The 11,433-nt window shown below is 62.1% G+C and carries 13 protein-coding genes; 8 read left to right on the forward strand and 5 right to left on the reverse strand.

Going from position 1 to position 11,433, the window contains the following annotated elements:
• Positions 1-202: 202 nt before the first annotated feature.
• Positions 203-829, forward strand: a complete 627-nt coding sequence (locus NKJ06_RS31900) for a chloramphenicol phosphotransferase CPT family protein (protein ID WP_352627800.1) — start codon at positions 203-205, stop codon at positions 827-829.
• 31 nt (positions 830-860) lie between these two features.
• Here the strand turns inward: NKJ06_RS31900 and NKJ06_RS31905 are convergent, their stop codons facing one another.
• The 4 genes from NKJ06_RS31905 to NKJ06_RS31920 form a co-directional block, all read right to left on the reverse strand.
• Entirely contained in the window at positions 861-1,289 is a 429-nt protein-coding gene (locus NKJ06_RS31905; protein WP_352811970.1) for an HIT family protein, read from the reverse strand.
• Between the two features lie 91 nt (positions 1,290-1,380).
• A complete protein-coding gene (locus NKJ06_RS31910; protein WP_352811972.1) occupies positions 1,381-2,595 on the reverse strand; it encodes a GNAT family N-acetyltransferase in 1,215 nt (404 codons plus the stop codon).
• Positions 2,596-2,645: 50 nt separating this feature from the next.
• Entirely contained in the window at positions 2,646-3,374 is a 729-nt protein-coding gene (locus NKJ06_RS31915; protein ID WP_352811973.1) for a glycerophosphodiester phosphodiesterase, read from the reverse strand.
• A 14-nt stretch (positions 3,375-3,388) separates the two neighbouring features.
• Positions 3,389-3,853: a RidA family protein gene (locus tag NKJ06_RS31920; protein ID WP_352811976.1), complete on the reverse strand. Its 465-nt coding sequence runs from the start codon at positions 3,851-3,853 to the stop codon at positions 3,389-3,391.
• 138 nt (positions 3,854-3,991) lie between these two features.
• Between NKJ06_RS31920 and NKJ06_RS31925 the strand changes: the two genes are divergently transcribed.
• The 5 genes from NKJ06_RS31925 to tsf all read left to right on the forward strand — a co-directional run bounded on the left by NKJ06_RS31925 (position 3,992) and on the right by tsf (position 8,593).
• Positions 3,992-4,819 (forward strand): cell envelope integrity EipB family protein, encoded by an 828-nt coding sequence (locus tag NKJ06_RS31925; RefSeq protein ID WP_352811978.1) that lies wholly within the window; start codon positions 3,992-3,994, stop codon positions 4,817-4,819.
• 115 nt (positions 4,820-4,934) lie between these two features.
• Complete coding sequence (locus NKJ06_RS31930; protein ID WP_352811981.1) at positions 4,935-6,233, forward strand: lysophospholipid acyltransferase family protein; 1,299 nt, start codon at positions 4,935-4,937, stop codon at positions 6,231-6,233.
• A 59-nt stretch (positions 6,234-6,292) separates the two neighbouring features.
• Positions 6,293-6,571 carry a DUF4031 domain-containing protein gene (locus NKJ06_RS31935; protein WP_352811983.1) on the forward strand — a complete coding sequence of 93 codons (279 nt, stop codon included), beginning with the start codon at positions 6,293-6,295 and terminating at the stop codon, positions 6,569-6,571.
• A gap of 203 nt (positions 6,572-6,774) precedes the next feature.
• On the forward strand, positions 6,775-7,563 hold the full coding sequence (gene rpsB, locus NKJ06_RS31940) for a 30S ribosomal protein S2 (RefSeq protein WP_292177508.1): 789 nt from the start codon (positions 6,775-6,777) through the stop codon (positions 7,561-7,563).
• Positions 7,564-7,672: 109 nt separating this feature from the next.
• Positions 7,673-8,593, forward strand: coding sequence for a translation elongation factor Ts (gene tsf / locus NKJ06_RS31945; protein ID WP_352811985.1), 921 nt, complete (start codon positions 7,673-7,675; stop codon positions 8,591-8,593).
• 21 nt (positions 8,594-8,614) lie between these two features.
• Here tsf and NKJ06_RS31950 read toward each other — a convergent pair whose 3' ends face one another.
• Entirely contained in the window at positions 8,615-9,541 is a 927-nt protein-coding gene (locus NKJ06_RS31950) for a LysR family transcriptional regulator (RefSeq protein WP_352811988.1), read from the reverse strand.
• 113 nt (positions 9,542-9,654) lie between these two features.
• Here NKJ06_RS31950 and NKJ06_RS31955 point away from each other — a divergent pair, with 113 nt between their 5' ends.
• Positions 9,655-10,191, forward strand: a complete 537-nt coding sequence (locus tag NKJ06_RS31955) for a nuclear transport factor 2 family protein (protein ID WP_352811990.1) — start codon at positions 9,655-9,657, stop codon at positions 10,189-10,191.
• 27 nt (positions 10,192-10,218) lie between these two features.
• Positions 10,219-11,325, forward strand: a complete 1,107-nt coding sequence (locus NKJ06_RS31960) for an aldo/keto reductase (RefSeq protein WP_352811993.1) — start codon at positions 10,219-10,221, stop codon at positions 11,323-11,325.
• The last annotated feature ends 108 nt before the right edge of the window (positions 11,326-11,433 follow it).

Below are 11,433 nucleotides of genomic sequence, written 5' to 3' on the forward strand. Positions count from 1 at the left end.
GAGCCGGAAGAAACGCCGAAGCCCAGAAAGGCCGTGGCGAAGAAGCCCGCAGCCAAGAAGCTGGTGGCGCAGAAGCCCGAAGCCAAGGGCAAGGACGGCGGCAAGCGCAGCCTCGTGCCGCAACTGCCCCGAAAGAACTGACCTTGACGTAAGTCGAAAAAGCCCCGGAAACGGGGCTTTTTTCATTGGAGCGGGAGGATGCATGGCCGGGCAGATCATTATCCTGAACGGCGCGCCGCGATCGGGAAAATCAAGCATCGCGAGAGCTATTCAGGAGAGCTTCGACGGTGTCTGGCTCAATCTCGGTGTCGACGTCTACGAGCAGGCCACGCCGCCACGCTATCGGCCTGGGATAGGATTGCGGCCTGGCGGCGAGCGTCCGGACCTTGAGGCCTTCGTGCCCGGATTGTACGCCGCGCTCTACGAATCGATAGCCGCTCATAGCCGGTTGGAACTGAATGTCGTTGCGGATGTCGGCCATCACGATGCCTATTCGAAACCGCTCCACATCCTGGCCGATTGCGCTCGCCGTCTCGCCGGCCTGCCGGTGCTGCTTGTCGGTGTTCGCTGCCCGATCGAAATCATCATGGAAAGGCGTGCCGTCAGCGCGGCCGACAAGGGATATCTGACCGGTTCGCCCGACGATCCCGTGCCATTGCCCGTGCGTCTATGGCAGGAAGAGGTCCACCGGCCAGGCAAATACGATCTGGAAGTCGACACCTCGCTTTTGAGCCCTGTGCAATGCGCGGATACGATCCGCCTGCGGCTGGAGCAAGGCGTCGCTCGGCCGAGTGCCATCGAGCAACGGGCTCAACCCTCGGCCGGTTAAAGCTGTTTCCAGTTTGTCGGCGATTGCGGCGTCAGCCTTGCAGTGCCGCTCGTATCTTTTCGGCGTTTTCGACTAACACCTCCGGCTTCTCCATCTCGCCGGTGTGCGGCTTCAGCGGGACGCCGTCGAAGCGCGGGATGACATGCACATGCAGGTGGTACACGGTCTGCCCCGAGGCCGGCTCGTTGAACTGCATGACGGTGACGCCGTCGGCGCCGAAGGCCTTTTTTACCGCCTGCGCTAGCTTCTGAACGACCGTGAAAAGCGGGCCGAAAATCGACGGATCGGCGTCGAGCAGATTGCGCGACGGCACCTTCGGCACCACAAGCGTATGGCCTGGCCCCTGCGGCATCACATCCATGAAGGCTATGAACGCATCGTCCTCGTAGACGCGGTGCGAGGGAATTTCGCCGCGCAGGATCTTCGCGAAGATGTTGTCGGTGTCATAGGCCTCAGTCATGGCGAACGCTCCGGATTGTGCCTTTCGTGTAACGAAGCCGTCGAAAGTCGGCAAGACGATCGTCGACCCTGCCCATCAGGGCAACCTGTTGCTATTCCTCCAGATCCTTGCGGAACGGGGTGTGCCCTTCGAGATATTCGCCCATCCGCTCCACCTCGTGGCGTTCGCGCCTGAGATAATCGGCAACGGCGTTGCGCAGGCCGGGATGAGCGATGTAGTGCGCGGAATGCATGGTCACCGGCCGGTAGCCGCGCGCCAGCTTGTGCTCGCCTTGCGCGCCTGCCTCGACCACCTTCAGCTTGCGCTCGATGGCGAAGTCGATCGCCTGATGGTAGCAGACCTCGAAATGCAGGAAGGGATGGTCCTCGATACAGCCCCAGTTGCGGCCATATAGTGCGTCGGAGCCGATGAAATTGATGGCCCCGGCAATGTAACGCCCGTTGCGCCTCGCCATCACCAACAGGATATCGTCGGCCATGCGTTCGCCGATCAGCGAGAAGAACTGGCGGTTGAGATAGGGCCGGCCCCATTTGCGGCTGCCGGTGTCCATGTAGAAGGCGTAAAAATCATCCCAGGCTTTCTCGGTGATGTCCTTGCCGGTCAGCCAGTCGATCGAAATGCCATCGGCAAGCGCTTCGCGCCTTTCCTTCTTCATCGCCTTTCGCTTGCGTGAGGCAAGGGTGGCGAGGAAGTCGTCATAGGTCGAAAAGCCTTCGTTGAAGAAATGGAATTGCTGGTCGGTGCGGTGCAGGAAACCTGCCACTTCCAGCACCTCCACGTCGCTCTCTTGCGCGAAGGTGACATGCGCGGAAGAGACACCGAGTTTTTGCGTGACCGCCTTCAGACCGGCCGCGAGACCAGCCTTTACCGTGGCGCTGTCCTCACCCTTGGTGACCAGCAGGCGAGGGCCGGTGACCGGGGAAAACGGCACAGCACTTTGCAGTTTGGGATAATAGCGGCCACCGGCGCGCTCGAACGCATCCGACCAGCCATGGTCGAACACATATTCGCCCTGGCTGTGCGATTTGAGATAGCAGGGCACCGCGCCCAGCAATCTGCCTTGCCCATCCTCCAGCCTGAGGTGGTGGCCCTGCCAACCGGTGCGCCGCACGGCGCATCCGGAATCCTCAAGCGCGCTCAGAAAAGCGAAGGAAACCAAAGGATTGTAATTGGTTTCTGCATCGCCGCGCGTAGTTCCGGCAAAGCTATTCCACTCCTCTGGGGTGAAAGCGCCGATGCCAGCGGCGACGCGGATCGAATAGTCCGCATTTGCTGTCTGGCCATCGCCCTCGTCGCCTTGATCCATGAGGCTTATTTAAGCTCCGTCCGGCTTGGTACAAGTCACGTTTCAGGCACTCAGGCGACTTTGACAAGATCGGGTTCGAACCCTTCGAATGTCATCTGGTCGGCATATCTGAAGGTCAGGTCGACAGCCGGCTGGTCCTGCACGGTCCAGGTGATGACAGGCATTTTCAGCTTTTCACGTACGAAGCTGACGAACTCGTTCGGCAGGTCGCCGGCGGCATAGGAGGTGAAGACGATCTCGTGCGCCAGCATGGCGAAATGCGCCTCGATCAGCCTGACGTCCTTGCCGTAGGCGGTGAGACCCCCTGGGATGCCTGGCGCGTCCTTCGGGAAATCGCGGATCAGCCAATGGTCGAATGACATGATCGCGGCTCTGCCCTTGTAGCGCTTGAGCATCTTGCCGACGCTTGCCACTAGGCCTTCGTCATAGCCGGGCACACCCTTCAGTTCGACGACCAGTGGCACGCGGCCGTCGATCAGGTCGAGCGCTTCCTGAAGCGTCGGCACATGGTCCGCCGTGCCACCGATCTTGAGCGCCGCCAGTTCCGCCGCTGTGCGCTGCCAGACGAAGCCGTCCTGGCCGGTCAGGCGCTTGAGATCGCCGTCATGGATGATGACCGGAACGCGGTCGGACGAGAGGTGCACGTCGCATTCGATGGCATAGCCTCGCTCGGCCGCCGCCGCGAAGGCGGAAAGCGTGTTTTCCCAGCGCGTCTTGTTCATGTCATGGAAGCCGCGATGGGCGACGGGCCGGGCGGTCAGCCAGGATAGGTCGGTCATATCTGTCCCCTGGCTCATTCGACTTCAAAGATGGCTTCGATTTCCACTGCGGCATTAAGCGGCAGGCAGGCCGTGCCGACGGCGGAACGGGCATGCTTGCCCCGCTCGCCAAGCGCCGCGACCAGGAAATCGGAGGCGCCGTTGGCAACCAGATGCTGCTCGACAAACTCAGGCGTCGAAGCCACGAAAACGGTGATCTTCACCAAGCGGTGGATCTTCTCGAGGTCGCTGAGCGCTGCCTTGGCCTGCGCCAGGATGTTGATCGCGCAGTATTTTGCCGCCTCTTTGCCGCCTGCCGTGTCGACGTCGCGGCCGAGCAGCCCGCTCGCCTGCAGCTTGCCGTCCTTGAGTGGCAATTGCCCGGCGGTGAACAGCAAATTGCCGGTCCTGCAATAGGGCACGTAATTGGCGGCGGGCGCGGCCGCGACGGGAAGCGTCACGCCCAGGTCGCTTAGCCGCTTTTCGATTGTTTCACTCATGGTATTTCCCTATTGCTTGGTGACGCCGTGCCGGCCGGGCCGAAATTGCTATTTTTGCCTCGCTTCCGCCATGACTTTTTTTAAGCTGGACCATCTTTCCCTGTGGCTTGCCATCAGCCGCGACGATCGGAGTACCTCATGCGCGCAGCGCGCCTTGCATTCCATGCCGTCCTGCTGTCGGGGGTCTTCTCGATCGGCCCAGCCTTCGCCGCGCCGGCGCTGCAGGCCCACCGCGCCGTTTACGACCTTACCCTAAAAAAGGCTTCCGATCAGTCCGGCATCACGGGCATATCCGGCCGCATGGTCTATGAGTTCAACGGCTCGGCCTGCGAAGGTTATACGGTGAAATTCCGCTTCGTCACCCAGATCGTGACCGCCGACAACACCAGGCTGACCGATCAGCAGACGACCACGTTCGAGGATGCGGAAGGCAAGACCTTTTCATTCGTGACGAAGTCCTTTGTCGACCAGAACCTCGACAAGGAGGTCAAGGGCATCGCCACGAAAGGAACGAAGGGCCTGAAGGTCGATATCGACAAGCCGGAAAAGAACAGCGTCGAACTGGCGAGCACCCAGTTCCCGACCCAGCATCTGGTCGAACTGATCGGCAAGGCCGAAAAAGGCGAGAACTTCTACGAAACCAACCTGTTCGACGGTTCCGAAGACGCCAACAAGGTGATGACCACCACCGTCGTCGTCGGCAAGAAAACCGACACCGACAAGGCCGACCCGGAGGCTCCGGCACTGGCGAAGCTCGCCACTGACAAATACTGGCCGGTCGACATCGCCTATTTCGACGACACCGGCAAGACAGGCGAAGAGGTGCCGGAATACCGCATCAGCTTCAAGCTGCATGACAACGGCATCACCCGCGACCTTACCATGGACTATGGCGACTTCTCGATGACCGGCAAGCTGGTCAATCTGTCGCTGTTCGACCAGACGAAAGCCTGCCCGACGAAATAGGGCTTGTCCGGCCGGTCGATTAACCACGACACGGCGTGTTCGTGGCGAACGACTTGAACGTGCCGCAATCGTCTCTCACCTTGTCCCCAGCGTCCAGGCGCAATGGGGGAGCAGCTTGAGCAAGATCGATGTCTTCGTTGCGCCGAGACCTAACCCGGCACTGATCAGGGCCATGACATCCGTCAACCGGATCGTCATGCTGCGCGGCATTCCCGGATTTCGCGATATCTTGCCGTTCAACCGCCTGGCCGGTTTGCGCGGCGTCGCCAATGTCCGCCATATCGACTTTCCCGACACCGACCTTGAGCGGCTGAGGGCAAGTTGCGGGGCGGGGAAGGCGACCTTCATCACGCCTAATCATCCCGAGTTCTTCACCGACTGGATGATCGACAAGGAGATCGTGTCGCAGGTCAGCCCGCTCACTGCGTCGTGGGCGACGAACGGCGTCGTCAACGGTCTTGGCAGAATGATGCAGAAATTCTGGCTGGCCAACAATCTGATCGCCCAGATTCCCGGCAACAGCGGGGCAGCCAAGGAACACTCCATCGCCTGGGCCTTGAAAGGCCATGGCGTGCTGCTGCATCCCGAAGGCGGCGTCGGCTGGCACGCCAATGTCGTTGCGCCGTTGCTGCCGGGTGCTGTCGAGATGGGGCTTGAGGCTCTCAGGCTAGGTCGGGCCACGGATCCCGATTTCAAAGTCTGGATCGCGCCAGTCGTCTGGAAGCTTGCCTTCACCAGGAATGTCGAAGCGGCGCTGGCGAAGGAATGCACCTATGTCGAGAAAAGCCTGAAAATAGAACGCCAGGCGACCGACACGCTGCCGCAGCGCATCCACCATATCTATTCGACGCTGCTGACCCGCGATGAAGCCGCCTGCGGCATGCCGTCCGACGAAGGCGCGACATATGCCGAACGCCAGAAGGCGTTGGTCACAGAACTCGGCCGCCGGCTCGGCGAACGCATCTCACCCAACGCTGCCATCACCGACACCATCGAGCTTCTGCGGCGGGCGCGTCGCTGGCAGCGCGAAAATACCGGCGACGCGGAAGGGCAAAAGCAGGTCCGCGCGCTCGCCGATACGATTCAACGGCTGCAACGCGTTGGATCTTGGGCTTCGGCCAACCCGCGCGTCACCCAGGAGGCGATCGCCGAACATCTGAAGCGGATCCGCAACGACTATTGCCGGGGCGGACTGCGTGACACGATCAACCGGTTCATTCCGCAGCCGGCCGGACCGCGTTGCGCCCATATCCGGGTGCCCGATCCACTTGGCTTGCATGAATATCCGGGCTCGATCGACGATGCGGTTGCCGAGCTGCACCGTCGTATGCAGGAAACCGTCACCAGCACCGTGACCGAGCTTGCGGCCAAAGGCAGCTTCATTTTCTATGCGAATCCATTCTATCGTCACTGACATCCGGACGGGCCATGTGGCCGACTGTCGTGAAGAATGGAAGGCAGACAGCAAGCTTCATGGCAGTCTATGTCGACGCAGCGATCTGGAACTGGGCAGGCCATCGCTGGTGCCATCTGTTGGCTGACGACACCGACGAACTGCATCGCTTCGCCGCAAAGCTGGCGATCAAGCGTTCATCCTACCAGGGGCCGCCCAAGACATCGGCGCCGCATTATGACATAACCGGCTTCGAGCGCGACCGTGCGGTGCGGCTCGGCGCCATCGAATGCAGCCGCGAGGAGATCGTCGCGGTCTTCCGGCGGGTGCGGGTGCCGAACGGCAAGATCAAGCGCTGACGGCAGGGCGCGGATCGTCGCACGCCGCACCACAGATCCCGCGGCGCTTGCGTTTGTCGCGCATCCCCTCTATATGCGCGCTCATTCCACACACGGACTTTGGTGTCTGCCCGGGAGAAATCCGGCTGAAACCTCCGGTGGCGTTCGAGGACAAAGTCCAAAAATGCCTGTGTCCGTGGAGGCTAACCGGAAAGGAACTTTGAATGGCACTGCCTGATTTCAGCATGCGCCAGCTTTTGGAAGCTGGCATTCACTTCGGCCACCAGACCCACCGCTGGAACCCGAAGATGGCGCCTTACATCTATGGCGCCCGCAACAACATCCATATCATCGACCTCTCGCAGACGGTGCCTTTGCTGCATCAGGCGCTGAAGCAGGTTTCCGATACCGTCGCCAAGGGCGGCCGCGTGCTGTTCGTCGGCACCAAGCGCCAGGCGTCCGACATCGTCGCCGATGCGGCACAGCGTTCGGCCCAGTATTATGTCAATTCGCGTTGGCTCGGCGGCATGCTGACCAACTGGAAGACCATCTCGAACTCGATCCAGCGCCTGCGCAAGCTCGACGAGATGCTGGCCGGCGAGGCCCAGGGCCTCACCAAGAAAGAGCGCCTCAACCTCGACCGCGAGCGCGAGAAGCTCGACAAGGCGCTGGGCGGTATCAAGGACATGGGCTCGACGCCCGACCTGATGTTCGTCATCGACACCAACAAGGAAGCGATTGCCATCCTCGAGGCCAAGCGTCTCGGCATCCCGGTCGTCGCCATCATCGATTCGAACTGCGATCCGGACAAGATCGACTTCCCGATCCCCGGCAATGACGACGCGGCCCGCGCCATCCAGCTCTATTGCGACCTGATCGCCAAGGCTGCCATCGACGGCATCGCTCGCCAGCAGGGCGCGCTCGGCGTCGACATCGGTGCTTCGGTCGAAGCCCCGGTCGAGCCGGCGCTCGAGCCGGCCCCGGCTCCGGCGTCGGAAGCCCCCGAAGCTTGATAAGCGAAGGCCGGTTGCGGCCTTCATCTTTCTCATATTTTGGCACGCTAAACAGACGCACCATCGAATACCGATGGTGCGTCGGTGCATTTAAACCAAAGAGGCGACAATGAGCATTTCGGCTGCACAGGTCAAAGAACTCCGCGACTTGACCGGCGCGGGCATGATGGATTGCAAGGCGGCGTTGACCGAGACCAACGGCAACATGGAAGAGGCCGTCGACTGGCTGCGCAAGAAGGGCATTTCCAAAGCCGACAAGAAGGCCGGACGTACCGCGGCTGAAGGCCTGATCGGCGTTGATTCCGGCGTTCGCGAAGCGGCCGTCGTAGAAGTCAATTCCGAGACCGACTTCGTTGCCCGCAATGCCGCGTTCCAGGAAATCGTCGCCAATGTAGCCAAGGTTGCTCTGGCCTATGGCACGACAGAGGCTGTGGCTGCCGCAAAGTATCCGCGTTCGGACAAGTCGGTTGCCGACACCATCAAGGACGCTGTCGGCACCATTGGCGAAAACATGGGCTTCCGCCGCTCTGCCAAGCTGACCGTTCCGCACGGCGCCGTCGCGACCTACGTCCACAACGCGGTTGCCGATGGTCTCGGCAAGCTTGGCGTTCTGGTCGCCATCGAGACCACGGGCAACGAGCATGCGGCTAATGCCTTTGCTCGTCAGGTCGCCATGCATGTCGCGGCCACCAATCCGATGGCGCTGACAGCAGAGCAGATCGATCCGGCAGCGGTCGAACGCGAGAAGGCGATCTTCTCCGACCAGGCACGCCAGTCCGGCAAGCCGGAAGCGATCATCGAGAAGATGGTCGAAGGCCGTCTGCGCAAGTTCTACGAGGAAGTCGTGCTGCTGAAGCAGGCCTTCGTGCTCAATCCCGACATTACCGTCGAGAAGGCACTCAAGGATGCCGAGAAGGACATCGGCGCGCCGGCCAAGATCACGGCTTACCTGCGCTTTGCGCTGGGCGAGGGCATCGAGAAGGAAGAGACTGATTTCGCGGCGGAAGTCGCGGCTGCGGTCAAGAAGTAAGCCGCCAGCCGGCTTTTCGGCTCAGGCAACTCGGCCGGGCGCTCGCGAGGGTGTCCGGCCGATTTCTTGTGCGACGTCGACGAAGGCGCGCAGCTTCGGCGCCATTGCCGCCCGGCGTGGAAAGTAGAGAAACAGCCCTGGCTCCTCGATTGCCGACTGCGGCAGCACCTGGACAAGTCGACCAGCGGCCAGGTCGGCGCGCACCAGCGGCTCGAACACATAGGCCAGTCCCATCCCCGACAGCGCCAGGTCGATCGCGGCAAGGGAATCGGTAACAACCGCGGTGCCGCGCGTTTCCACGGCCACATCCTTGCCGTCCTCCGTCAAATCCCAGCGATAGATCGCGCCGGATCGCACTAGGCGGTAGCCGATGCAATTGTGGGCGGCGAGATCGGCCAGGCTGCGTGGGCGGCCACGCCGGCCGATATAGGCCGGCGAAGCGACGATGATCACCCGGAATGGCGGTGTCATCCGGATCGCGATCATGTCCTGCGCGATCATTTCGCCAAGTCTGATGCCGGCGTCAAAGCCTTCGCCGACGATATCGACCAATCCTTCGTTGGCAAAGATTTCCACCGTCACATCCGGATAGCGCTCCGCCATGGCCGTCACGACAGGCGTCACCGCCATCGGGACCGCTATGTGCGAAACATTGATCCTGAGCAGTCCGGCCGGGCGACCCTTGATGCCGCGAATGCGCTCCATCCGTTCCGCGATGTCCTGCAGCGCGGGCTCGGCCGTCGCGACAAGCGCCTGACCGGCCTCGGTCAGCGACACGCTGCGCGTTGTGCGCGCAAACAGCGGCTGGCCGATACGCTCCTCCACGAGCCTGACCGCATGGCTGACTGCTGAAGGGCTCATGCCAAGCTCTGCTGCCGCGGACGCAAAGCCGCCGCGCCGCGCCACGGCGACGATAACAGGAAGGTGGCTGAGAAGATCGCGGTCCATTCGTGCATGATATCGCACAGTCCATGCGAATAATGCAATCTTATCGATGTCACCGGGCTGGCCCACATTGCGGCCACCAGATCGGCGGCGGGCCGACGCAAAGGAGAAAAGACATGAATGCATTGAAGTATGCCACCTTCGCGGCGGGTATGGCGCTGGCGCCGATCGATGCCGGCGGAGCCGAGCCGTCCCGCGAAATGACGCTCGCTGATGAGCGCGCCGTCATCCGCATCGCCGATGCCATCGATCGCGCCGTCGATGCCCAGGATTGGCGGCTCGCCCGCAGTTACTTCGCCGACCGCGTCACCGTCGACTTCAGCAGCCTGAGCGGGCAGCCTGCGGCCACCATCGCTTCGGACGACCTGATCGGGACCTGGGCAGCGAATCTGAGGGGCAGCAAGACCAGCCTGCATCTGCGCACCAATCACCAGGTCACCATCGACGCCGGCGCCGCGACCGTCTTGTCCAACGGCTATGCCTGGAATCGCATGGAAGGCAATGGCGACCCGCTCTGGGAAGTCTGGGGCACCTACGAGCACCACCTGACCCGTTCAGGAGCCGGCTGGATGGTGGATGGCTTCACCTTCCGCATGACGCATGAGCGCGGCAACCCGTGGGTCAAGACGACCCCCGGACAGGACCGGCATTGAATTTTGGAATAGGATCGGAACGACATTATGACCATGCCCTACTACACCCTTGGCAACAGCGGGCTGCGTGTCACCCGGCTGGCACTGGGAACCATGACCTTCGGCACCGAGTGGGGCTGGGGCGCCGATAAGGAGACGGCACGCGCCCTGGTCGATGCCTATGTCGAGGCAGGCGGCAATTTCTTCGATACGGCCGACGCCTATACCGGCGGCACCTCAGAGACCTGGCTTGGCGAATTCATCGCCGAGCGCGGCCTGCGCGACAAAGCGGTGATCAGCACCAAGTTCAGCATGAATCTGGAGCAGGGCAATCCGAATGCAGGCGGCAATGGCCGCAAGAACATCATCCGCGCCGTCGAGGGCTCGCTGAAACGGCTCGGGACCGACTACATCGACTTCTACATCCTGCATGCGTGGGACAGGCTGACATCTCCGGAAGAGGTGATGCGGACCCTGGACGATCTGGTGCGCGCCGGAAAGATCCGCCATGTCGGCCTCTCCGACGTTCCCGCCTGGTACGCAAGCCGTGCACAGTCCGTCGCCGAACAGCGCGGCTATGAGCCGGTTTCAGCGCTGCAGCTCGAATATTCGCTGGCCGAGCGCAACATCGAGCATGAATTCGTGCCGTTCGGCACGCGCTACGGCGCCGGCATCATGGTCTGGAGCCCGCTGGCCAGTGGCTTGCTGAGTGGCAAATATCGTTCAGATACGATCAGCAAGGCCGGCGGGCGGCTGGAGACGATGCGCGGTTCGACCAATCCCGGTTTCCAGAAATTCACCGACCGCAACTGGGCAATCGTTGCCGAACTGGAAAAAATTGCCGGTGAACTTGGCCGCGGCATGGCTCAAATCGCCTTGAACTGGGCGGCAACACGGCCCGGTGTCGCTTCGGTAATCATTGGTGCGACGAGGCTCGATCAGCTCAAGGATAATCTCGGCGCGCTCGATTTCGAGATTCCCAAGGAGCTTCTGGCAAGGCTCGACGCGGTCAGCCAGCCGGTCACGCCGTTCCCGTATTCGTTCTTCGGCCCGGAAATCCAGGGCGGCCTCACCGGGGGCCAGGCGGTCGGCGACAAGCCGGCGGGCTACTTCCCGGACCTGCTCATGGAAGGCTCGTTTGCCGGCGTGAGTTGACAAAAGGCGAGAGAATTCCGGGTCGGGGGGGGGGGGGGGGGGGGGGGGGGGGGGGGGGGGGGGGGGGGGGGGGGGGGGGGGGGGGGGGGGGGGGGGGGGGGGGGGGGG

Source organism: Mesorhizobium sp. M0293 (assembly GCF_040321735.1).
Lineage (GTDB): Bacteria > Pseudomonadota > Alphaproteobacteria > Rhizobiales > Rhizobiaceae > Mesorhizobium.